The 22,408-nt window shown below is 71.4% G+C and carries 22 protein-coding genes; 5 read left to right on the top strand and 17 right to left on the bottom strand.

Annotation, left to right across the window (positions count from 1 at the left end; all coding sequences use genetic code 11):
- Nucleotides 1-3 precede the first annotated feature (3 nt).
- The 5 genes from RC1_RS17220 to RC1_RS17200 all read right to left on the bottom strand — a co-directional run bounded on the left by RC1_RS17220 (nucleotide 4) and on the right by RC1_RS17200 (nucleotide 3,801).
- Entirely contained in the window at nucleotides 4-429 is a 426-nt protein-coding gene (locus tag RC1_RS17220) for a DUF2442 domain-containing protein (RefSeq protein WP_012568726.1), read from the bottom strand.
- A 10-nt stretch (nucleotides 430-439) separates the two neighbouring features.
- Nucleotides 440-880, bottom strand: coding sequence for a hypothetical protein (locus tag RC1_RS20430; protein ID WP_012568725.1), 441 nt, complete (start codon nucleotides 878-880; stop codon nucleotides 440-442).
- 92 nt (nucleotides 881-972) lie between these two features.
- Entirely contained in the window at nucleotides 973-1,536 is a 564-nt protein-coding gene (locus RC1_RS17210; protein ID WP_012568724.1) for an RsmD family RNA methyltransferase, read from the bottom strand.
- Nucleotides 1,517-3,172: a pseudouridine synthase gene (locus tag RC1_RS22660; protein WP_012568723.1), complete on the bottom strand. Its 1,656-nt coding sequence runs from the start codon at nucleotides 3,170-3,172 to the stop codon at nucleotides 1,517-1,519. The genes RC1_RS17210 and RC1_RS22660 overlap by 20 nt, the downstream gene beginning before the upstream one ends.
- 74 nt (nucleotides 3,173-3,246) lie before the next feature.
- On the bottom strand, nucleotides 3,247-3,801 hold the full coding sequence (locus RC1_RS17200; protein WP_012568722.1) for a pyridoxamine 5'-phosphate oxidase family protein: 555 nt from the start codon (nucleotides 3,799-3,801) through the stop codon (nucleotides 3,247-3,249).
- A gap of 156 nt (nucleotides 3,802-3,957) precedes the next feature.
- On the opposite strand from RC1_RS17200, the gene RC1_RS17195 reads away from it, so the two are divergent.
- On the top strand, nucleotides 3,958-5,079 hold the full coding sequence (locus RC1_RS17195) for an ISAs1 family transposase (RefSeq protein WP_012565724.1): 1,122 nt from the start codon (nucleotides 3,958-3,960) through the stop codon (nucleotides 5,077-5,079).
- A 62-nt stretch (nucleotides 5,080-5,141) separates the two neighbouring features.
- Nucleotides 5,142-5,618, top strand: a complete 477-nt coding sequence (locus tag RC1_RS17190; protein WP_012568721.1) for a nucleoside deaminase — start codon at nucleotides 5,142-5,144, stop codon at nucleotides 5,616-5,618.
- Between the two features lie 15 nt (nucleotides 5,619-5,633).
- Here RC1_RS17190 and RC1_RS17185 read toward each other — a convergent pair whose 3' ends face one another.
- A complete protein-coding gene (locus tag RC1_RS17185) occupies nucleotides 5,634-6,947 on the bottom strand; it encodes a pentapeptide repeat-containing protein (protein ID WP_012568720.1) in 1,314 nt (437 codons plus the stop codon).
- 115 nt (nucleotides 6,948-7,062) lie between these two features.
- Entirely contained in the window at nucleotides 7,063-8,709 is a 1,647-nt protein-coding gene (gene pgi, locus RC1_RS17180; protein WP_012568719.1) for a glucose-6-phosphate isomerase, read from the bottom strand.
- Nucleotides 8,710-8,930: 221 nt separating this feature from the next.
- Here pgi and RC1_RS17175 point away from each other — a divergent pair, with 221 nt between their 5' ends.
- The gene (locus RC1_RS17175) at nucleotides 8,931-9,866 is read left to right on the top strand and encodes an SMP-30/gluconolactonase/LRE family protein (RefSeq protein ID WP_012568718.1); all 936 of its coding nucleotides are present in this window, start codon (nucleotides 8,931-8,933) and stop codon (nucleotides 9,864-9,866) included.
- Nucleotides 9,867-9,876: 10 nt separating this feature from the next.
- Here the strand turns inward: RC1_RS17175 and RC1_RS17170 are convergent, their stop codons facing one another.
- From RC1_RS17170 to RC1_RS17130, 9 genes are all read right to left on the bottom strand, one after another.
- Entirely contained in the window at nucleotides 9,877-10,215 is a 339-nt protein-coding gene (locus RC1_RS17170) for a hypothetical protein (protein ID WP_012568717.1), read from the bottom strand.
- Between the two features lie 65 nt (nucleotides 10,216-10,280).
- Complete coding sequence (locus RC1_RS17165; protein ID WP_012568716.1) at nucleotides 10,281-11,636, bottom strand: M16 family metallopeptidase; 1,356 nt, start codon at nucleotides 11,634-11,636, stop codon at nucleotides 10,281-10,283.
- The gene (locus tag RC1_RS17160) at nucleotides 11,633-13,078 is read right to left on the bottom strand and encodes a M16 family metallopeptidase (protein WP_012568715.1); all 1,446 of its coding nucleotides are present in this window, start codon (nucleotides 13,076-13,078) and stop codon (nucleotides 11,633-11,635) included. The genes RC1_RS17165 and RC1_RS17160 overlap by 4 nt, the downstream gene beginning before the upstream one ends.
- A 166-nt stretch (nucleotides 13,079-13,244) precedes the next feature.
- Complete coding sequence (locus RC1_RS17155; protein ID WP_184446473.1) at nucleotides 13,245-13,862, bottom strand: DUF3035 domain-containing protein; 618 nt, start codon at nucleotides 13,860-13,862, stop codon at nucleotides 13,245-13,247.
- 44 nt (nucleotides 13,863-13,906) lie between these two features.
- On the bottom strand, nucleotides 13,907-14,452 hold the full coding sequence (gene lspA, locus RC1_RS17150; RefSeq protein WP_012568714.1) for a signal peptidase II: 546 nt from the start codon (nucleotides 14,450-14,452) through the stop codon (nucleotides 13,907-13,909).
- On the bottom strand, nucleotides 14,449-17,337 hold the full coding sequence (ileS, locus tag RC1_RS17145; RefSeq protein ID WP_012568713.1) for an isoleucine--tRNA ligase: 2,889 nt from the start codon (nucleotides 17,335-17,337) through the stop codon (nucleotides 14,449-14,451). The genes lspA and ileS overlap by 4 nt, the downstream gene beginning before the upstream one ends.
- A 228-nt stretch (nucleotides 17,338-17,565) precedes the next feature.
- Nucleotides 17,566-18,006 carry a type II toxin-antitoxin system VapC family toxin gene (locus RC1_RS17140; protein WP_012568712.1) on the bottom strand — a complete coding sequence of 147 codons (441 nt, stop codon included), beginning with the start codon at nucleotides 18,004-18,006 and terminating at the stop codon, nucleotides 17,566-17,568.
- A gap of 18 nt (nucleotides 18,007-18,024) precedes the next feature.
- A complete protein-coding gene (locus RC1_RS17135) occupies nucleotides 18,025-18,267 on the bottom strand; it encodes a hypothetical protein (protein ID WP_012568711.1) in 243 nt (80 codons plus the stop codon).
- A 165-nt stretch (nucleotides 18,268-18,432) separates the two neighbouring features.
- Complete coding sequence (locus tag RC1_RS17130) at nucleotides 18,433-19,377, bottom strand: bifunctional riboflavin kinase/FAD synthetase (RefSeq protein WP_012568710.1); 945 nt, start codon at nucleotides 19,375-19,377, stop codon at nucleotides 18,433-18,435.
- A 174-nt stretch (nucleotides 19,378-19,551) separates the two neighbouring features.
- Here RC1_RS17130 and RC1_RS17125 point away from each other — a divergent pair, with 174 nt between their 5' ends.
- Nucleotides 19,552-20,709, top strand: a complete 1,158-nt coding sequence (locus tag RC1_RS17125; RefSeq protein WP_012566211.1) for an ISAs1-like element ISRce1 family transposase — start codon at nucleotides 19,552-19,554, stop codon at nucleotides 20,707-20,709.
- A 24-nt stretch (nucleotides 20,710-20,733) separates the two neighbouring features.
- On the opposite strand, the gene RC1_RS17120 is transcribed toward RC1_RS17125, so the two are convergent.
- Complete coding sequence (locus RC1_RS17120; RefSeq protein WP_012568709.1) at nucleotides 20,734-21,213, bottom strand: MaoC family dehydratase; 480 nt, start codon at nucleotides 21,211-21,213, stop codon at nucleotides 20,734-20,736.
- Between the two features lie 188 nt (nucleotides 21,214-21,401).
- On the opposite strand from RC1_RS17120, the gene RC1_RS17115 reads away from it, so the two are divergent.
- A complete protein-coding gene (locus tag RC1_RS17115) occupies nucleotides 21,402-22,400 on the top strand; it encodes an alpha/beta fold hydrolase (protein ID WP_012568708.1) in 999 nt (332 codons plus the stop codon).
- Nucleotides 22,401-22,408: the final 8 nt, after the last annotated feature.

Here is a 22,408-nt window from a genome sequence, read left to right as displayed (position 1 = left end):
CTGTCAGGGCCTGGCGGCCTTGCGGGGCCGACCGCCCTTGGCACCGTTGAGGCGAGCCGCCTGCTGCTTCGCGGCCGTGGTCGCCTGCCCGCCCCGGCTGGCGGTGACGGCAGCGGCCAGCGGCACCGGGATGAAGGGCCGGACCAGCGCCAGCACGTCGAGCTGGATGTCGCGGCTGTCCAGATAGAGGGCCATGCCACCGGTCCCGAGTTCGAGACCCGCCAGATCCGCAGGCGGAACGTCGCGGAAGGCGTCGATGGCAGCGAGCGGAATGCCCAGGACCGCCCCCGAGGACAGGGTCAGCAACAATCGCCCCCCCGCCGCATCGACCGCGGCATCCTCGGCCCAGGCGGACGAGGACCGGCGCGTCTCCCCCGCGGTGATCGCCCGCTCCACGTCCTGTCCGGTGATCGGTCCGTCGATGTCCATGTCCCCTTCCTCATGGCCTGACCAGACGGTCGGAGCCATCGCTGAACGTACAGCGGACGGTTCCCGTCCCCGGATCGTAGACCGCCCGGACCACCTGTTTCACGCGCGGCCCCGGCCGACGCCGGTCCAGAACAACAATGTCCCCGCCGGCAAGATCCACCCAGCGGTTCTCCAGGCAGGTGCCGAGCCGGGGCAGGTTTCCCCACCAGGCATCCCTGGCCCGCTTCAGGTTCGCCGCGATGATGGTCCGGACGGACTCCAGCACCGCCGCGGTAGGCCGCTTCCTGACCGGAACGATGTCCCAGAGAGCGATCCGGTCGTCAGCGAAGGAGAAGGTGAAGCGCGCCACCCAGCCCTCGCCGGGACAGTCGACATGGACGTGTGGCGGGCAATGCTCCCCATTCGTCAGGACGTCGATTCGGAATCCGGGTCCCTTGGCGATGTTGGGCATAGCATGAACCCAGGCGCTTGGGTTTGCAACCGTCGCAGACCCGCGGACCGGAGCATACCCCGGAATCGTCCTGCCGTCGTCGCGGCGTCCCCTCACCCCGCCCGCAGGAACAGCAGCCGGGCGTGGCTGTAGGCGCGGTCGTCCAGGGGCTCGAAGCCGGCAGGCGGGGCGAAGGGGTCGCGGTCGCCGACCTCGACGCAGGCCAGCGTTCCCGGCCGGACCCAGCCGGCCCCGGCCAGGGCCGCGAGCGCCCGCGGGGCGAGGTCCTGGCCGTAGGGCGGATCGAGGAAGAGAATGTCGGCCGGTGCGGCTGCGGGCGGCGGCTTCAGCGCATCCGCCAGCAGGAAGCGGCAGGCCGCCGCCTCCCCCAACTGCCCGGCATTGCTCCGGGCGAGGTCCAGGGAGGCGCGGTTGCGGTCCAGCAGCACGGCCTGCGCCGCCCCGCGCGACAGCGCCTCCAGCCCCAGCGCCCCGGTGCCGCAGAAGGCGTCCAGCACGACCGCATCCACCAGCGGGGAGGCGCCGCCCATCCCCCAGCCGCCATGGGCCAGGATGTTGAACAGGCTCTCCCGCGTGCGGTCGGAGGTCGGGCGGACATCGCGGCCCACGGGCGGCGCGATGCGCCGGCCGCGGTGCCTACCGCCGACGATCCGCACCCTTGCCTCCCGGCCCGCCCGGACGCGGCCTGCCCGGCCGGTCGCCGCCCGGCCTGTCCCCTCCCGGCCTGTCACGGCCGGACCTGTCGCCCCTCGGCTGGTCACCCCTGGGACGGTCGCCCCCGGGCCGGTCCCCGCCGAAGCCGCGCGGCCCCCGGTCGGAGCCGCCCCGGGGGGCACCGCCGGGACCGCGCTCGCGCCGCGGCTCCTGGAAACCGCCACGGTCGCCCCGAGCTTCGGAGCGTTCAGCGAAACGCCGCTCGTCCGGACCGCGCGACGCGCGGTCGGGGCCGGCCTGGGTCCGGTCCTGCTGGCGGCGTTCGGCCTCGCGCTCGCGCCGCTCCGTCTCGTAGCCGGGACGGGTGCGACGGGTGGAGCGCAGGCGGATGCCGGCGCCGGGCTGGCGCGCCTCCTCCCCGCCCGGAGCCGCCTCCGGACGGTCGCGGAAGCCGCCGGGCCGGCGCGGACCGCGCGCTGCGCCGCCCTGCCGGGAGTCCTCGTCCCGCCGGAAATCCCGATCACGCCCCTCGCCGCGCCCTTCGGCGCGCAGAGCCGCACGCTCCTCCGGCCGGGGCCGGCGGGCGGGCCGTTCCCGCTCGGGCGGGCGGCTGTCGCCCAGCAGCCGCTGCACCGCCTCGCGGGCGGAGCGCGCGCTGGGCTTGGCGCGCGGCCCCCGGCGGGCCTGCTCCTGCCCGCCCGCCTCCCGCGCGGGGGCACGGCCGCCCTTGGTGGCGGACGGCGGGGCCGCGTCGCGGGCGGCGCGCGGCAGGCGGTCGTAACGCATCCGCACCGGCCCGGCCGCCGGGCGGCCGTCGGCGGCAGCGGCGTCCTCGGCGGCGAAGAAACCCGGAAGCTGGTCGCGCAGGACGCGGCGCGGCACCTCCTCCACCTGGCCGGGCTCCAGCTTGCCGAGCTGGAACGGGCCGTAGGCGACGCGGATCAGGCGGGAGACGGGCAGCCCCAGATGCTCCATCACCCGGCGGACCTCGCGGTTGCGGCCCTCCCGCAGGCTGACGGTCAGCCAGGTGTTGGCGCCGACGCTGCGGTCCACCACGGTCTCGATCGGGCCGTACTCGATGCCCTCAATGATGATGCCCTGCGCCAGCTTGGCGATCTGCGCCTCGTCGGGGGCACCATGGACGCGGACCCGGTAGCGCCGCAGCCAGCCGGTGACCGGCAGTTCCAGGTGGCGGGCAAGCGCGCCGTCGTTGGTCAGCAGCAGCAGCCCTTCGGAGGTCAGGTCCAGGCGACCGACGGAGACGACGCGCGGCAACTCCGGCGGCAGGTTGTCGAACACCGTCGGCCGGCCCTTCTCGTCCCGCGCCGTCGTCACCAGCCCGTCGGGCTTGTGGTAGCGCCAGACGCGGGTCGGCTCCGGCTCGGGCACGGGCTGGCCGTCCACGACGATGCGGTCGCCGGGGCGGACGGTGACGGCCGGCGTGTCCAGCACGCGGCCGTTGACGCTGACGCGCCCTTCGGCGATCCAGCGTTCGGCATCGCGGCGCGAGCACAGGCCGGCGCGGGAAAGGCGCTTGGAAATGCGCTCCCCGCCCTGGTCGTCGGGGGCGGAAGCGGTGGCGTCCGGGCCATCCTCGGGATGGTCCGGAGCGGGCAGGTCGGCAGGGTCCTGGGACATGGCGCGGGACAATACGCGTCGGCCGCCCGCCCGGCAAGCGCCGCCCGCGGCCGCACCCGTGTCCGGAAGGCGGATCAGCCCGGCCGGCCGCGTCCGCCCGCCGGGGCGCCGCCGCCCTGGAAGTCCAGTCGTGCGGTGTCACCGGGATGCGGCGGCCTGCCGGTGAGCGCCGCCTTGGCGTAGCCGTAGAGGTGGACCATGGCGCTGGACGGGCTGTCCCAGTACTCCGCCGCCTCCACCTCCACGGTCAGCAGCGCGAGGTCCGGGTCCTCGGGCCCCTGCGGGAACCAGGTCCGCATCGGCTCCGCCCAGAAGCGGCGGATCAGGTCCCCGTCGCGGCCGAGGCGGGCCGTGCCGGAGACGCTGACATAGCTCTGGGTCTTCGGATCGGCGTAGCTCAACGCCACCTCGTGGTCGCGCCCGATCTCTCCCGCCTTGGCGGAGGAGGCACGGGTGAAGAAGTGCAGCCTCCCGTCGAATCCCCCCTGCTGCAGGGTCCACATCGGGCGGGACCGCAGCAGCCCCCCGTCATGCGTGGTCATCATGGCGACGTCCACATCCTTGATCATGTGCCAGAGCTTCTCCGCCCGCTCGTCCCCCGGCTGCGCGGTCTGTGCCTGCTGGGCCATGGTCGGCTCCTCTTCCGTTTCGGTCCGCCCCGCCAACAGGAGCCGGGGGCCGGCGTTCCCGGTCCCTCGGGCACGGGAATCGCATTAGGGAAAGTTTTGTAGCGCGGTGTTGGGAAATGGATTCTGTATGTCGGCCCTGATCTATGGGAGGGGTCGATGGCTGGAATTTTTCGGATTTCGTTTCAAGGTCTTCCCGATCCGCGGACAGGGAATGCGCGGCGTCACGCTCTTCTGGATGTTCTGACGATTGCGTTGACGGCGTCGATCTGCGGGGCGGAAAGCTGCGTGGACTTTGCGACCTTCGCGCGGGACCGGCGGGCCTTGTTCGAGGAGTTCCTCGAGCTTCCCGGCGGGCTGCCCAGCCACGACACGTTTTCACGGGTATTCCGGCTTCTGGACCCGGTGGCGTTTTCCCGCTGTTTCCAGCAGTTCCTTGATCATCTGGGGGAGGATGGGGCCGGGGTCCTGGCCATTGACGGCAAGACGCTACGGCGCTCCTTCGACCGGGCGGCGGGGCGTTCGGCTCTACATGTGGTGAGCGCGTTTGCGTCCGGCGCGCGGATGATCGTGGGGCAGCGGGCGGTGGCCGCGGGCGAGAACGAGATCGTGGCGGCGCGGGCGTTGCTGGAACTGTTCGATCTCAAGGGTGTGCTGGTAACCGGTGACGCTCTGCACGCGCAGGAGCGGACGGCGCAGACCATCCTGGAGCGGGGCGGCGACTGGCTTTTTCCGCTGAAAGACAACCGCCCTGCGCTACGGGCCGAGGTTGAGCGCTACTTCGCGGACCCGGCAACGGTTCTGGCCGTGCCCCATGTCACCACCGATGCCGACCACGGTCGTATCGAGGTGCGCCGCCACTGGGTAAGCCACGACGTGGCCTGGCTCGCCTCCGACCGACGTTTCCCCGACGAGGCCGTACTGCCGGGCCTGAAGATCCTGGGCCTGGTCGAACGCACGGTCACGAGCCCCGACGGCCGCACTACCGCCACCCGAACCCTCTATCTCTCCTCCGCCGCGCTGGAGCCCAAGACGCTCGCCCGCGCCGTCCGCGCCCACTGGAGCATCGAGGCCGCCGTCCATTGGGTGCTCGACACCTCCTTCGACGAAGACCGCGCCCGTAACCGCAAGGACCATGGCCCGGAAAACCTCGCCACACTCCGAAAACTCGCACTCAACGTCGTCCGCTCCGCCAACAACCAGGATTCCATCCGCCTCCGCAGAAAACGCGCCGGATGGTCCGACGACTATGCCCGAACCATCCTCGGGCAAATGCGATAGCCGTGGTCCCTCGGGGGCGGAGGCTTGACGGGAGGCGCAGCCGCAGCGCAGCCTGCCGCGCCATGAGCCCCGGCGACATCCCTTCCCCCGCCCCCACCCCTGCCATGCGGCAGGCCCTGGCCGAGGCCGAGGCCGCCGGCCAACGGGGCGAGGTGCCCGTGGGCGCCGTGATCGTGGACCCGGCCACCGGGGCCGTCGTCGCCGCGGCCGGCAACCGGACGGAGGAACTGGCCGATCCCACCGCGCATGCGGAGGTGCTGGCGATCCGCGCCGCCTGCGCGGTCCTGGGGGCGCCGCGGCTGCCGGGGCTCGACCTCTACGTCACGCTGGAGCCCTGCGCGATGTGCGCGGCGGCGATCAGTTTCGCGCGGCTGCGCCGGGTCTATTTCGGCGCCTACGACCCCAAGGGCGGCGGCGTGGACCACGGGCCGCGCTTCTTCACCCGGACGACCTGCCACCATGCGCCGGATGTCTATGGCGGGATCGCGGAGAGGGAGGCGGCGGACCTGCTGCGCCGCTTCTTCCGGGAGCGGCGGTAGGCGCCCCGTGCGGGGTCAGGCAACGCCCGGCGGCAGGCCGGTCGAACCTTCCAGCATCGCACCGGCAAGCTGGGTCCGGTCCAGCTTCGCCCCCGTCAGGATGGCGCGGCCGAGATCGGCCCCCCGCAGATCGGCCTGGGAGAGATCGGCGAAGGAGAGATCGGCGCCCACCAGCTTCGCCCTGGTGAGGCGCGCGCCCGTCAGGTCCGCATAGCGCATCCGGATCCCCGACAGATCGCTGGGCACGGCCCGGGTCTCGTCGATCTGAAGGAAATCCAGGTTGGCACCGCGAAGATCGGCGTTGTTCAGTTTCGCGTTGCGCAGATTGATGCCGCGCAGGTCGGCCGCAGAGAGGTCGGCCCCCCGCAGGTCGGCATCCTGGAGCTGCCCGACCTGGATCTGCGCACCGGACAGGTCCACCCCGTAGAAGATGGCCCCGCAGGCGACCATGCGGGTCAGGCACTGGCGCGACAGCGACCCGGCCCCGCGGACGTCGATACCCGAGAGATCCAGCGGCATCCCCTCCTGCCCGGCGCTGCCGACCCAGAGGGCATGCTGCTTCAGCAGGTCCGCCAACGGGCGGGGCAGCGTGTCCAGCGGCTTGCCCGCCGGCCTGTCGGTCAGCGCCCCGCTGAGATCGGCCCCCGCCAGTTCCGTCAGCGTCATGGTGGCGCCGGTCAGCACGGCCCCGCGCAGGCTGGCCCCGCGGGCATCGGCCCCGGACAGGTCCGCCCCCTCCAGGATGGCGCCGTTCAGGGTGGCGTTGCGCAGGTTGGCCCGGATCAGCCGGGCCCCCCGCATCACGGCATCGCTGAAATCCGTGTGCAGCGCCACCGCCCCGGAGAGGCGGGCGTTGGTCAGGTTGGCGTTGGAAAGATTGGCCCACTGCAGGTCGGACGGCCGCTTCTCGATCGCCAGCACGACGGTCCCGCCGTCCTTCTGCTTCGAGGCCAGCGACCCGTCCTGGAGGTCGGCGTCGAACAGGTTGGCGCCGGTCAGGTCGGCGCCCCGCAGGCTGGCCCCGCGCAGATCGGCCTTCACCAGCGAGGCGCCGGTCAGATCGGCCTGCCGGAGATCGCAGGCATAGAGGGTGGCGCAGTCCAGCACCGTGCCGGCCAGGTCGGCAGCACTGAGCGCGGTTGCGGTGAAGTCGGCATGGGCAAGGTCGCGGCCGGCGAGCGACAGGCCCGAGAGATCGAAATGGGACAGCACCGCGCGCGCCCCGCCCGCGCGGGCGTTGCGGAACATCTCATGCCGTTCGATCACCTGGTCGAGCTGGTCCTGGGTGATGCGGACGAGCTGGCGTCTCTCCATCATGGTGCGCGCCATGGTGCCCCGGCCGGCGGGCCGCCGACCTCCCCGGAAGAGAGCATGCCGGAAGCGCGACGGCCTTGGCAACGGCCGTACTCTGCAACCGTTGCGCCGGAAGAGATGCGTCCCCGCCTCAGCCCCGTGCCTCCCGGATCGCGGCGATCAGCCCGGCCGTGCTGGCGTCGTGCGGCCGGGCGGGACCGCCTTCCAGTTCGGGCAGAATGGCCTTGGCGAGCTGCTTGCCCAGTTCCACCCCCCACTGGTCGAAGCTGTTGATGTTCCAGACGATGCCCTGGACGAAGACCTTGTGCTCGTAGAGCGCAATCAGCATGCCCAGCGCGTGCGGGTCCAGCCGCTTCAGCAGGATCGTGTTGGTCGGCCGGTTGCCGGGGAACAGCTTGTGCGGCAGCAGGGACTCCAGGTCCGCGCCGCTGCGCCCCTCCGCCGCCAGCTCGGCCCGCGCCTCCTCCGCCGTCCTGCCGCGCATCAGCGCCTCGGTCTGCGCCAGCGCGTTGGACAGCAGGATCGGGTGGTGCCGGCCGATCGGGTTCAGCGTCTCCGCCGTGGCGATGAAATCGCAGGGGATCAGCCGCGTCCCCTGATGGATGAGCTGGTAGAAGGCGTGCTGGCCGTTGGTGCCCGGTTCGCCGAAGATGACCGGGCCGGTGTCGTAGTCCACCGGGTTGCCGTCGCGGTCCACGCCCTTGCCGTTGCTCTCCATGTCGAGCTGCTGGAGATAGGCCGGAAAGCGCGCGAGGTACTGGTCGTAGGGCAGCACGGCATGGGCCGAGGCTCCCCAGAAATTGACGTACCAGACGCCCAGCATGCCCAGCAGCACCGGCATGTTCCGCTCCAGCGGTGCCGTCCGGAAATGCTCGTCCATGGCGTGGCCGCCGGCCAGGAACTCCGCGAAGGCATCCGGTCCGATCATCAGCATCAGTGGCAGGCCGATGGCCGACCACAGGCTGTAGCGGCCGCCGACCCAGTCCCAGAAGCCGAACATGTTGTCCGGGTCGATGCCGAACTTCCGCACCTCCGCCTCGTTGGTGGAGACGGCGACGAAGTGCCGGGCGATGTCGTCCTCCGCCGCGCCGGAGCCCAGGAACCAGTCCCGCGCGCTGTACGCGTTGGTCAGGGTCTCCTGCGTCGTGAAGGTCTTGGAGGCGACGATGAACAGCGTCGTCTCCGGGTCCACCCGCTTCAGCACCTCAGCGATGTGGGTGCCGTCCACGTTGGAGACGAAGTGCGCCGTCAGCCGGGGATGGTGCCAGGGCGTCAGGGCCAGCGTCGCCATCGCCGGCCCCAGGTCGGAGCCGCCGATGCCGATGTTCACGATGTCGGTGATGGGCCGGCCGGTGCGGCCGGTCCAGGCGCCCCCGCGGACACGGGCCGCGAAGCCGGCCATGCGGTCCAGCACGGCGCGCACCTCCGGCATCACGTCATGGCCGTCCACCCGGACCGGCCGGTCGGAACGGTTGCGCAGGGCGGTGTGCAGCACCGCCCGGTCCTCGGTGGTGTTGATGCGCGCGCCCGCGAACATGCGGTCGCGCCAGCCCTCAAGGTCCTGGGCGCGGGCCAGGTCCATCAGCAGCGCGAGCGTCCGGTCGGTGATCCGGTTCTTCGCATAGTCCAGCCGCATGTCGCCCAGCCGCAGGGTGAACCGTCCGGCCCGGTCCGGATCGTCGGCGAACAGCGCCCGTAGCGGCGTCCCCTCCAGCGCGGCACGGTGTTCCGCCAGGGCGATCCAGGCGGGCGAACGGGTCAGGGCGTGGGCGACCATGGCGGTTCCTTCACTGAGGATCGGCAGTCCATTGATAACACGCCCGCGGGGGGCCTCAAACCGGCCGGCGGGCCTGGGCGGAAGGGCCGCGCCCTCCCCCCCCGCCGGCGCGGCCGGGTGCCCTCCGGGCGGACGGGTTCCGCGCCGGGGCTTGTGCGGCCGGGCCGGCGGGTGCGCAGACTGGTGTCTCCATAATGCAGAAACGACCAGGGAGGATCATCATGATGCGGATGCGCGAGGTCGCGTCGGGACTGGCATTCCCGGAAGGGCCGGTGGCCCTGGCGGACGGCAGCCTTCTGGTGGTGGAGATCGCCCGCGGCACCCTGACCCGCATCGCCCCGGACGGCACCCTGTCCGTGGTGGCGGATCTGGGCGGCGGTCCCAACGGCGCCGCCATCGGGCCGGACGGGCATGTCCATGTCTGCAACAACGGCGGCTTCGCCTGGCACCGGATGGAGGGGCTGCTGTTCCCGGGCGAACAGCCGCCCGACTATGCCGGCGGCAGCGTGCAGCGGGTGGACCTGCGCACAGGCGCGGTGGAGACGCTGTTCACCCGCACGGTGGGAGCCGACGGGGTGGAGCGGCCGTTGAACGGTCCCAACGACATCGTCTTCGACGCCACCGGCGGCTTCTGGTTCAGCGACCTGGGCAAGCACCGCGCGCGGGAGCGCGACCGCTCGGGTGTGTATTATTGCAATGCTGGCGGCAACGCAGTCCGCGAGGTGGCCTGGGGGCTGGACAGCGCGAACGGCGTCGGCCTGTCGCCGGACGGGGGCACGCTCTACGTGGCGGAAACCTATACCCGGCAACTCTGGGCCTTCGATCTGGAGGGACCCGGCAGAATCCGCCCGGCCCCCGGCTTCTTCCCCCATGGCGGCCGCTTTCTGGCGGGGGCGGAAGGGTTCCGCTTCTTCGACAGTCTGGCCGTCGATGCGGAGGGGCATGTCTGCGTCGCCACCCCCGGAGAGGGCGGCATCAGCGTCTATGCCCCGGACGGACGTCTGGCGGAGTTCCTGCCCACAGGCGATCCCTACACCACCAACCTCTGCTTCGGCGGCCCGGACCTGCGGACGGCCTTCGTAACCCTGTCCGCCACGGGCCGCGTGGTCGCCCTGGACTGGCCGCGTCCCGGCCTGCCCCTGGCATTCAGCGCCTGAACCGCCCGGATCAGGGGTGGTGGCGCGGCGGCACCAGCAGGCGGAGCTTGCCGGACGCCGGAGCCTGCGGCCTGTCCGGGGCGGGGGCCGCGGGCCGGGTGCGGGCGGCGGCAACCAGGGTCTCATGCTCGCGCACGAGGCTCTGCAGGGTGGTCCAGTGGTGCCGGATCGCGGCTTCGACATCGTGCAGGCGCTGGTCCGCATCCCGGCGGTCGCCCGCCAGCGCCGCGACCAGCGACCCGAGCCGGAGATCGTCCAGACGGTCGGGAAGGCTGTCGGACAGGGACCCGGACACGCGCTGCGACGGGTCGTCGGCGGCCTGCGGCCGCGGTCGGATCAAGCGGGACATGGCGGGGGCTGCCTCTTGCCGGAAGACTGATCGCAGGCAAGAAGCAACCCCCGTGCCAGAAGCCGTCAGCTCCGGTCGCCGCTGACCGTCGCCGTCGGCTTGATGCCGCCGGGCTGGCCGACCAGCACGATGGCGATGCGTGCGGGATCGAGCAGGCGGCGGGCGACCCGCTGCACATCCTCCAGCGTCACCGCCTCGATCAGACCGTTGCGCCGGTTCAGGTAGTCGATGCCCAGCCCGTCCCGCTGCACCGACAGGAGGATGCTGGCGATCGCCCGGTTGGAGGTGAACTGGAGCGGGAAGGAGCCGGTCAGGTAGGTCTTGGCATCATCCAGCTCCTTCTGCGTTATGCCGGCCTTGCCGACATCCCCCAGAATCTGCCGGATCAGGTCGATCGCCTGGGCCGCCTTGTCGTTGGAGGTGGAGCCGCTGACCGTCATCAGTCCGGCATGGTCGAACGCCTGGAGGCTGGAGGAGACGCCATAGGTCAGGCCGCGCTTCTCCCGCACCTCCTCCATCAGCCGGGAGGAGAAGCCGCCGCCGCCCAGCACGTAGTTCAGCACCGTGGCGGCGAACCAGTCGGGATCGTCGCGCTTGATGCCGGGCAGGCCCATGAGCATCAGGGTCTGCGGGATCGGACGCGGGGCGGCGATGACGGCGCCGGCCCCCTTGGGCACGATCTCCGGCACCTGGAACGGCGCCGCCTTGGCCGGCAGGCCGCCGAACACCCGGTCCAGCACCTTGCCCAGCTCGGCCGCGGTGATGTCGCCGGCCACGGCGATCTTCAGCCGGTCCCGGCCCAGCCGCGCCGCCACGAAGCCCTTCAGATCATCGCGGGTGACGGCGGCCAGCGTCTCCAGCGTGCCGCTGGCCGGCTTGGCATAGGGATGGTCGCCGAACACGGTCTCCGCGAAGGTGAGCTGACCGATATAGCCGGGATCGGACAGGCTGCGCTTCAGGCTGGCAGTGAGCTGGCTGCGCATCCGCTCGACCGCGTCCGCATCGAAACGGGGCCGGGTCAGGGCCAGCCGCAGCAGGTCGAAGGCGGTGTCGCGGGTCTCCGTCAGCGTCGTCAGGCTGCCGAAGAAGCCGTCGCGGCCGGCGCTGAAGCCCAGGGAGATGGAGTTGTCTTCCAGCCGTTTCTGGAAGGCCTGGCTGTCCAGGTCGCCGGCCCCCTCGTCCAGCAGTGCGGACACCATGGTCGCCAGTCCGTAGCGGCCGGCGGGATCCAGTTCCGTCCCGCCGTCGAAGGCGAACTGAACGGCGATGATCGGGTTCTTCTCGTCCCGGACCAGCCACGCCTCGATGCCGCCGGGGCTGACGACCCGCTCGATGTCGATGGCGGCCCGGGCGGGCAGGGCCAGAAGGCCGAGCAGCAGCAGGGCGAAACCGCTGCGGAGGACGCGGGCGAAGGCGCTCATCGGGTGTGGCTCCCGGCGGTGGTCGGCGGAACGGGGGAAGACGGGGCTGCGGCGGCCGGCGAAGCGCCGGCGGGGGCAGCCGCCTCGGGCAGCAGCACCCCAGTGACATGGTCGTCGCGGCCCAGCACGGCGCGGGCGGCGGCGTTCACCTGCTCGGCCGTCACCGCCGCGATGCGGTCGGGCCACGCCTCCACGTCCGCCACGGTCTGACCCGTCGTCAGCGCCATGCCGAAGGCATAGGCCGGACCCTGCAGGCTGTCGCGGGCGAAGGTGGCCTCGCGTACCATGCGGGTCTTCGCCGTCGCCACCTCCTCGGCCGTCACGCCGTCCTTCAGAACGGACGCCAGCACGGCCTCGACCGCCGTCTCCAGGGCTGCGACGTCGGTGCCCGGCATCGGCGTGGCCGAGACGCCGAGCGTGCCGAGATCGAGGCTGGTCGGCGAATAGGACATGGAGACGCCGGCCGCCACCTTCTGCTCCACCACCAGGGTGCGGTACAGCCGGCTGGTGGCGCCGCCGCTCAGGACGGTTTCGAGCACCTGCAAGGCGTAGGCGTGCTCCTTGGCGCCGGTCGTGTAGGACGGCGCCTTCCAGACGCGCGACCAGCTCGGCTGCCGGACCTGCGCGTCGTGCAGGGTGATGCGGCGCTCGCCCTCCGTCGGCGGCTCCTCCGTGCGCTGGCGCGGCGGCACCGGACGGGCCGCGACGGCGCCGTAGTACTTCTCCGCCAGCGGCTTCAGCTCCGCCGCGGTGATATCGCCCGAAACCACCAGCACCGCGTTGTTCGGCGCGTACCAGGTCCGGTAGAAAGCGAAGGCGTCGTCCCGGCCCAGCCTGGCGATCTCATGCATCCAGCCGATGATCGGCACGCCGTAGGGGTGATGGACGAACAGCATGCTCTGCTGCTGTTCCCACAGGCGGGAGGCGGGGTCGTTCTCCGTGCGCTGGCGGCGCTCCTCCATCACCACGGCCAGTTCCGGCTTGGCGACCTCCTCGGTGAAGCTGAGGTCGGCCATGCGGTCCGCCTCCATCTTCATCACCAGGTCCAGCCGGTCGCGGGCGATGTTCTGGAAATAGGCCGTGTAGTCGTAGGAGGTGAAGGCGTTGTCGCGCCCGCCGTTGCGGGCGATGATCTTGGAGAACTCGCCCGACGGGATATCGTCCGTGCCCTTGAACATCAGGTGTTCGAGGTAGTGCGCGATGCCCGAGCGGCCCGGCGGCTCGTCGGCCGCACCGACCTTGTACCAGAGCATGTGGCTGACCACCGGCGCCCGGCGGTTGGTCACCACCACCACCTGCATGCCGTTGGACAGGGTGAAGGTCTCGGGCTCGAAGACCTTGGCAACGGCCGGCGGGGAGAGAGCGACCAGCGCCAGCAGGGCGGCACCGGCCGCTGCCGACCGCAGGCGGGGCATCGGACGGGGAACGGGGAACCGGGTCAAGCGGACCTCCGGAGCGGTGCGGGTTGGCGGTGCTGCCACCGATCTCCGGAACACTCGCCGCGCCCCGGGGATTCGGCGGCTGGCGGGGGAATCGTTCCGGGCCCCCGCCCGGTGCGCCCGGCCGGCAGCCGCCCGCGGGCGGCCGCAACGGACCCGGCGGAACGTGTTACTGGCCCATGCCCGGCAGGGTGAGCGGCAGGCCCTGCGGCGCCTCCGTACCGGGGGCGGGCTGCGCCGCCGGTTCGGTCGGAGCGTTGGCCTGGGTGCTGCCGGTCCGGGTGATGGTCGGCGGAGCGCCCTGGTGGACGGTCTGGGCCGGGGGCTGGTCATCCTTCCAGAACATCAGGCGGTCGATCAGCGACCGGTCACCGACGACGACGCCGGGATTCTCCCGGTCCACGATGGCACGGATCCCCGGATCGGCCTGGTCGGCACCGGCCTGCGACAGCAGCGCCGCTTCGCCCTGGGTCTGCTGCGCGCTGGTGCGCGGATCGAACAGGCCGCCCTGGCTGGCGGCGCCGAACATGCTGGACGCCGCGCGGGTGTCGCGCTCCAGCTCCTGCGGGCGCGGGCTGCCGGGCTGCGGCGGGCGCAGATTGTAGTCCGGCGGCATCTCCAGCGGGGCGCGCGAGACGACCCGGAACTCGTCCGGGCTGGCGCGATCCAGACCGAGGAAGCTGCCCAGGCCGCACCCGGAGAGCAGCCCCGCAGCCGCCGTCAGCAGCACGGCCGCCCGAATTCCCTTGACCCTCTCGACCATGATCCGATCCATGACCTTTCGCATTAACTCTCCGGGTTCGCCCGGGGCTCTCCCGGGCGGGCCACACCCTACCGCGTCGCGGGCCGCGGGAACAGCCCGTCCGCAACGATCAGCGCGACCCCCACGACGATGGCGCTGTCGGCCACGTTGAAGGCCGGCCAGTGCCATCCCGACAGATGGAAATCCAGGAAGTCCGCCACGGCACCGAAGCGCAGCCGGTCGATCACGTTGCCCAGGGCACCGCCGATGACAAGGCCGATGCTGGCCGCCTGGAAGGCGCGGTCGGTGCGGCGGAGCCAGAGGACCAGCACGGCGCTGATGGCCAGCGCCACGCCGATCAGGACATAGGGCATGAACTCCGCCTCGTGCGAGAACAGGCCGAAGCTGACGCCCCGGTTCCAGGCCATGACGAGGTTGAAGAAGGAGGTGACCTCGATGGGCGGCGCCTGCACGGCGCACCACGGCCCCGGCGGGCCGCTCAGGCACGGCAGGGCGGAGGCGAGCACCCACCATTTGCTGAGCTGGTCCGCCAGCATCACCAGGGCGGCGATGGCGAACCCCAGCCCCAGCATGCGCCGGCGGATCTCCGCCGGCGCCACGGCCTCTCCGATCATGCCGCCCCTCCCGCCGCCGTGGCATCCAGATGGTCCACGGCCTCGGCGCAGCGCGTGCAGAGGGTGGGATGATCCGCCACCGATCCGACCTCCGGCAGCACCTTCCAGCAGCGGTCGCAGCGGTCGCCCGGCGCATGGCCGAAGACGACGCCCACGTCGGGCACGTCGGGCAGGGTGAAGGCGCCGGCCGGAACCGGGCCTTCCAGCACGATGAGCCCGGAGGTGATGCAGACCTCCGTCAGATCGGTGTCGCCCACTCCCTCGACCCAGGCACCACCGAGATGGAGCGTCGGTGCGGCCTGGAGCGAGGAGCCGATGGTCTTGTCGGCGCGCTTGACCTCCAGAGCGCCGGTGACGACACGGCGGACGGCGCGGACCTTCTGCCACTTCGCGGCCAGCGCGTCGTCGCGCCAGTCGGCCGGGACCTCCGGGAAGAGGCGCAGATGCACGCTCTCCGGGCCCGTGGCCCCGCCCTGCTTCAGCCACTCCAGCCACGCCTCCTCCGCCGTGAAGCAGAGCACGGGGGCCAGCCAGGCGGTCAGGCACTCGAACAGGTGGACCATCACCGTGCGGGTCGCCCGGCGCCGCACCGAGTCCGGCCGGTCGCAGTAGAGGCTGTCCTTGCGCACGTCGAAATAGAAGGCGGAGAGATCGACGGCGCAGAAATTGTGCAGCTCCGTCGCCAGCCGGTGCAGATCGTAGTCCGCAATGGACTGGCGCACGGCCCCGTCCATTTCCGCCAGCCGGTGCAGCACCCAGCGCTCCAGCTCCGGCATCTCGGCCGCCGGCAGGCGCTCGGCCTCCGTCCAGTCGGCCAGGGCGCCCAGCAGGTAGCGCAGCGTGTTGCGCAGGCGGCGGTACAGGTCGGCCTGGGCCTGGAGGATCTTCGGCCCGATCCGCTGGTCCTCCGTGAAGTCGGTGCTGACGACCCAGAGGCGGAGGATGTCGGCGCCGAACTCCTTGATGACGTCCTGGGGCGCCACGGTGTTGCCCTTGGACTTCGACATCTTCTCGCCGTTCTGGTCCAGCGTGAAGCCGTGGGTCAGCACCGCCTCATACGGCGCGCGACCGCGCGTGCCGCAGGATTCCAGCAGCGAGGAATGGAACCAGCCGCGGTGCTGGTCCGAGCCTTCCAGATAGAGGTCGGCCGGCCGCTTCAGCTCCGGCCGGTCCTCCAGCACGAAGGCATGGGTCGATCCGCTCTCGAACCAGACGTCCACGATGTCGAAGACCTGTTCGAACTCGTCCGGATCGTAGCCGTCGCCCAGGAAGTCCGCCGGCGGGCGGGAATACCAGGAGTCCGACCCCTCCGCCTCGAAGATGGCGCCGATGCGCTCCAGCACCGCCGGGTCCTTCAGCGGCTGGCCGTCGGACTTGCGCACGAACAGCGCGATCGGCACGCCCCAGGCACGCTGGCGGCTGATGCACCAGTCGGGCCGGCTCTCGACCATGCTGTGGATGCGGTTGCGGCCCTGTGGCGGTACCCAGGTGGTCTGGTCGATGGCGGCCAGCGCCGTCTGCCGCAGCCCGTTCGTCTCCATGGAGATGAACCATTGCGGCGTCGTGCGGAAGATCAGCGGCGCCTTGGAGCGCCAGCTGTGCGGGTAGCTGTGCTTCAGCCGGCCGTGCGCCAGCAGGCCGCCCGCGGCCTTCAGCGCGTCCAGCACGCGCGGGTTGGCGTCACCGTGCCTGCCATCCGGCTTGTAGACCCAGGCGCCGGCGAACAGCGGCACATGGTCATAGAAGCGCCCGTCGGGGCCGACGGTCTGCGGCACCTCCAGCCCGAAGCGGCGGCCGACATCGAAGTCCTCCTCGCCGTGGCCGGGGGCGGTGTGGACGAAGCCCGTGCCGGCATCGTCGGTGACATGGTCGCCGGGCAGCAGCGGCACGTCGAAGTCGTAGCCCTGGCCGCGCAGCGGATGCGCGCAGACGGTGCCGGCCAGCGCCGTACCGTCCAGTTCCTGCACCAGCGACAGGGTGGCCTTGGCCCCGGCGGCGACCGAGTCCGCCAGGGTGCGGGCCAGCACCAGCCGCTCACCGACGCGGGCGAGGCTGCCCTCCTCCGCGGCGGTCACCGCGTAGAGGCCGTAGCCGATCTCCTCGCCGTAGGCGACGGCGCGGTTGCCCGGCATGGTCCAGGGCGTGGTGGTCCAGATCACCACGGACGCCCCGTCCAGCGCCGGCAGGGTGGCGGTGACGACGGGGAAGCGCACCCAGATGGTGGTGCTGGTCAGGTCGTGGTACTCGACCTCCGCCTCGGCCAGGGCGGTCTTCTCCACCACCGACCAGAGCACCGGCTTGGCGCCCTTGTAGAGTCCGCCGTTCAGCAGGAACCTGTGGATCTCGCGGACGATCCGGGATTCCGCCCGGTTGGTCATGGTGGTGTAGGGATTGTCCCAGTCGCCCTCCACGCCCAGGCGGCGGAACTCCCCGGCCTGCACGCGCACCCAGTCGGCGGCGAACTTGCGGCATTCGTCGCGGAACTGGACGATCGGCACCTCGTCCTTGTCCTTGCCGGCGGCGCGGTACTTCTCCTCGATCTTCCATTCGATGGGCAGACCGTGGCAGTCCCAGCCGGGGACGTAGGGCGCGTTGCGGCCCAGCATCTGCTGGGAGCGGTTGACCACGTCCTTCAGGATCTTGTTCAGCGCATGGCCGATGTGGATGTTGCCGTTCGCGTAGGGCGGACCGTCGTGCAGGACATAGAGCGGACGCTCCTTCGCCTCCTCCCGCAGCCGCCTGTAGAGCCCCATCTCGTCCCAGCGCTGCAGCAGCCCGGGCTCCTTCTGGGGCAGGCCGGCGCGCATCGGGAACTCGGTGCGCGGCAGGAAGACGGTGGTCTTGTAGTCTCGGGCCGGAGCGGCCTTCTCGGGAGTATCGGTCATGATCGCCTGTCGAACGGGGCCGGCACGGACTTCGGCCGCGGGCCATCTATCATCGCCTGCGTGGCAAACTCAAGGCGGGAGGCCGCACCGCCCGGTCACGGCCGGGCGCGCACCCTCCCCTGTCCCGGCCCCCCTCAGAGGACCGGGCCGGTAATTCGCGGGGCGCGGGCGGCCGTCAGGCGCAGGATCGGCGACATGGGGCGGAGGATAGCAGCGGTCGCGCGGCGGTCAAGGCGGCGTATCGGCGGTCCCCTGCCAGGGATTGGCAAGGGTCACGCCGGTCGCCTCGAAATCGCGGACGTTGCGCGTCGCCAGCACCAGCCCGTGCCGCCGCGCGGTGGCGGCGATGAGGAGGTCCGCATAGCTGACCGTCAGGCCGGCCAGCTTCAACCGGTCGATGATGTGCCGCGCCTCGACCAGGACGGGGAGGTCGATTTCCATGATGCGGCCTGCGAAGGCGGCCAGCACGTCCTGCCGGTACCATCGGTCCAGGGACAGCCTGCGCTCTGACTCTCCCAGACGGTCGATCCCGTAACGCAGCTCCGCCAGGGTCACGACACTGATCCGGAAGCAATCGTCGCCACGGGCACCCAGCCAGGCCAGCACGGCGGACGACGGTCGGGGACGCACGAGCTCGGACAGAATATTGGTGTCCAGAAGAAAGATCATGCCCAGCCGGCCCCGCCGTCAGAAATGCAGCGGCTCCGGTGGAGCGGCGGGGAAAGGGCCGTCCTCACCGAAGACGAACTCCGGGTCGGGACAGGCGGCCATCGCCGCAACGATGCCAGGGCGCGCTGCCTCCGTTCCGGTGCTTGCGGGAGCGATCAGGCGCAGTTCCAGCCTTTCCCCTTCAGGCCCCAGGATATGCTGCGGTCCATCGACGAGGGCGCGCCCGATCAACTCCCCGGGGAAGGCCCGCACCTGATCCATCGTCCAGCCCTTGTCGCCCGATGCCGGCGGAGCCGAACCCGGGGAGCTCGGTCCGTGGGGGAGCGGACTGCGTGGTTCATGGCGATCCATCGGATGGTCACCTCCGTCGGGGACGCCACCAGGGTATCTCGGGTCCGGGAAGTCCACCACCGGAGAATGCAGCCCTCACCCCTCCGCCGCCAGCAGGCCGCGGGCGGCCAGGGCGTCGGCGGCGATCTGGGCCTTCAGCGCATCGAGACCGTCGAACTTCAGCTCCGGGCGCAGGAAGTGCAGGAGCTGCACCCGCAGGTGCCGGCCGTAGAGATCGCCATCGAAATCGAACAGATGGACCTCCAGCCGCTCGACATGGCCGCCCACGGTCGGGCGGCGGCCCAGGTTGGCGACACCCTTGTGCCAGACGGTGCCGCCGCCCTGGTCGATGCCGGCCAGCACGGCGTAGACCCCGAAGCGGGGGCGGAGATACTCGCCCAACTCCACGTTGGCGGTGGGAAAGCCGATGGTGCGGCCGCGCTTGTCGCCGTGTTCCACCCGCCCCTCCAGCTCGAAGGGGTGGCCCAGGATGCCGGACGCGGCCTGCGGCTCGCCGGCCTGCAACAGTTCCCGCACCCGGGTGGAGGAGAAGACGGTCCCCCCCGCATCGGCCACGGGGCGGACCTCCGTCACGCCGAAGCCCCGCTCCTCCCCCATCCGGCGCAGCAGCGCCATGTCGCCGCCCCGCTTGTGGCCGAAGACGAAGTCGTAGCCGGCGACGACATGGGCGGCGCCCAGTTCCTGGATCAGCACATGCTCGACGAACTCCTCCGCCGTGCGGCGGGAGAAGGCCTCGTCGAAATGGATGACGAACAGGGCATCCACGCCCAGCGCCTCGATCAGCCGCGCCTTGATGCGGAAGGGCGTCAGGCGGAAGGGCGGATCGCCGGGGCGGAACAGGCTGCGCGGGTGCGGCTCGAAGGTCAGCACCACGGTGGCCCCGCCCAGCGCCGCCGCCTTCTCCTGTGTCGCCGCGATCACGGCCCGGTGGCCGCGATGGACGCCGTCGAAGTTGCCCAGGGCGACGGCACAGCCGCGCAGTTCCGGGGCGAGGTCGGTGGTGTGGCGGTACAGCTTCATGCGGCCCGGTGTCCGGATCGGTACGTCGGATCTCGGGGTATAGTCGGCCCGCGCCCCGCGGTCCAGCCCGGGCGCAGGATCAGCAGGGCACTGAACTCATGTGACAGCGGGTGACAGATTGCGGAACTGCTGATTCTGTGGGCCGGTGTTATCGGACGGCACGGGATCGGCGTCATGGACGAGGACGATTGGGGTTCGAAGTCGCGGCTTCGGGTGCTTTTGGAGCATTTCAGCCGGATAGAGGACCCGCGGGATGAGCGGCGGATCCTGCATCCGCTGCCGGAGATCCTGCTTTTGGTGGTGTGCGGCACGATGGCGGACTGCGACGACTACGAGAACATCGCGGCCTGGGGTGCGGCGCACCTGCCGTTCCTGCGTCGGCATCTGCCCTACGCGCACGGCGTTCCCGGCGAGCGGTGGCTGACGATCCTGATGAACCGGATCGATCCGGCGCTGTTCTCGGCCGCCTTCACCGCGTGGGTACGTGCGACCTTTCCGGGGCGGGCCGACTTCGTCGCCATCGACGGCAAGACCTCGCGGCGTAGCCACGACCGCCGCGCCGGGACCGCGCCGATCCACCTCGTATCCGCCTTCGCGACGACCTCCCGCCTGGTGCTCGCCCAGGAGGCGGTCCCCGACAAGGCCAACGAGCTTGCGGCGATTCCGGTGCTGCTCGACCGGCTCGGCGAGAACGGCGGGTTGGCCGGCGCCCTCGTCTCCATCGACGCCATCGCCACCAACCCGACCATCGCCGCCGCGATCCGGGGCCAGGGCGCCGACTACCTCCTCGCCGTCAAGGCCAACCAGCCCACGCTGCGCGCGGAGCTCGAGGTGGCGTTCGCCGTCGGCGACGGCGCCGACCACCACCACGACCTCGACAAGGGGCACGGCCGGGTCGAAGAACGCCACGTGAGCGTGATCCGTGAGGTCGACTGGCTCTCCGGCACGCGCCGGTTTCCTGGGGAGATGCGCCTGCCCGACGTCGCCGCCATCGTCCGCGTCCACACCACAGCCCACATCGGCGACCGGACGCGGACCGACACCCGCTACTTCATCTCCTCCGCCCCGCTCACCGCCGAACGCGCCGCCGACGCCGTCCGCGGGCACTGGGGCATCGAGAACAGGCTGCACTGGGTGCTCGACGTCCTCTTCAAGGACGATCTCTCGCGCTTGCGAACCGGCCACGGTGCCAAAAACATGGCCGTCGTCCGCCACTTCGCCCTCAACCTCATCCGCGCAGCCAACGACCGAAAGTCGCTCAAGACGCGCCGAAAAATGGCAGGATGGTCGGACGACTACCTCGCCTCTCTCCTCAACCCCGCCATCCCTTAACTTGGATTCGAAGCCCTGGCAGGATCAGGCGGAGACGGGCGGCGGTTCGCGGGTGGGCACCATGACCAGCGCATCGCCCTCGATCACCACCTTGCCGGCGACGGTGCAGTTGGTGGACAGCGCCACCCGCCGCTTCTCCGGCATGATCTCGGTCACCGTCACCGTGGTGGTCACGGTCTCGCCGATCCGCACGGGGGCGCGGAACTTCAGGTTCTGCGAGAGGTAGATGCAGCCCGGCCCCGGCATGCGCGTGCCCAGCACCGTGGTGATGAAGCAGGCCGACAGCATGCCGTGGGCGATGCGGCCCTTGAACGGCGTCTGACGGGCATACTCCTCGTTCAGGTGCATCGGGTTGGTGTCGCCGGAGATGCCGGCGAACATGACGATGTCCGTTTCCGTGATGGTCCTGGCATAGACCCCCTTCAGGCCGACATGCATGTCCTCCAGGTAGAAACCCGTGAGGTCGGCAGGGTCTAGGCCGGTGCGGCGCGTGATCGTGTCCATGGAACCCGGATGTCCTTTGCGGCAGTGCGGCAAAGACCGCGTGCGGCGCACACAGTACGCCCGCAGGGGGACCCGGTCAAAGCCGGGGACATTCCGGGGCGCGGGACCTATGCCGAAGACAGCCGCGGCCTTGAAGCCCCGCGGGCAGCGGCTTAGCCTGCGAGGGTCGGATCGGCGAGGGCGGGCGCATGAACGGGCAAAGCGGGGACGGCCACGACACGACGGACGGCATGGAGCGCTGGCGCTTCCAGCGTCTGCCCACGGCGGATGGCGGGCGTCTCCGGCTGGGGTTCTGGCCGGCCCCGTCCATGCCCCGCGGCAGCGTCCTGCTGCTGCCCGGGCGCTGCGAGACGCTGGAGAAGTATGCCGAGCAGGCGGCGGACTGGACCCGGCGCGGCTTCGCCACCGTCGGGCTGGACTGGCGCGGTCAGGGCGGGTCCTCCCGCTTCCTGCCCAACGCCCACAAGGGCCATGTCAGCGACTTCGACCTCTACCTGGACGATCTGGCGGCCGCCCTGCCCGTGCTGCTGCCGGCAGGGACGCCACGCCCGGCGGTCGCTTTCGGGCACAGCATGGGCGGGCATATCCTGCTGCGCTTCCTGGCGGAACGGCCGCACCCCTTCGCCGCCGCCGTCGCCTGCGCGCCCATGCTGGGCATCCGCACCGCCCCCCTGCCGGAACCCCTGGCCCGCATGGTCGCCGCCGCCATGGTGCGCCGCGGGCTGGGCGAGCACTATGCCCTGGGCCAGACCGACTGGCTGCCGGCGGACCCGCCCTTCGCCGGCAATCCCCTGACCTCCGACCCCGCGCGCTTCCTGGTCGGGCATGTCGCCTACCGCGACGACCCGGAGCTGGCCCTGGGCGGCGTGACCTGGGGCTGGCTGGACGCGGCCTTCCGCTCGATGCGGCGGCTCTGGCGCGACGCCCGGGTGGCGTCGCTCACGCTCCCGGTGCTGGTGCTGTCCGCCGGCGGCGACCGCATCGTTCTGTCCGCCCGGCAGCAGGCCTTCGCCACCCGGCTGCCGCAAGGCCGGGTCAGGGTCTATCCGGGAGCGCAGCACGAACTGATGATGGAGGTGGACAGCATCCGTGACCGCGTCTGGGCGGACATCGACGCCTTCATGGCGGAGACACTGCCCGCCCCCGCCGAGGTCCCGGCCGAGGTTCCGGCGCCCACCGCCGCCTGAGGCGGCGG

Source organism: Rhodospirillum centenum SW (assembly GCF_000016185.1).
Lineage (GTDB): Bacteria > Pseudomonadota > Alphaproteobacteria > Azospirillales > Azospirillaceae > Rhodocista > Rhodocista centena.
The sequence above is the reverse complement of the archived record's forward strand: the minus strand, read 5'-3'. Positions and strand labels throughout refer to the sequence as shown.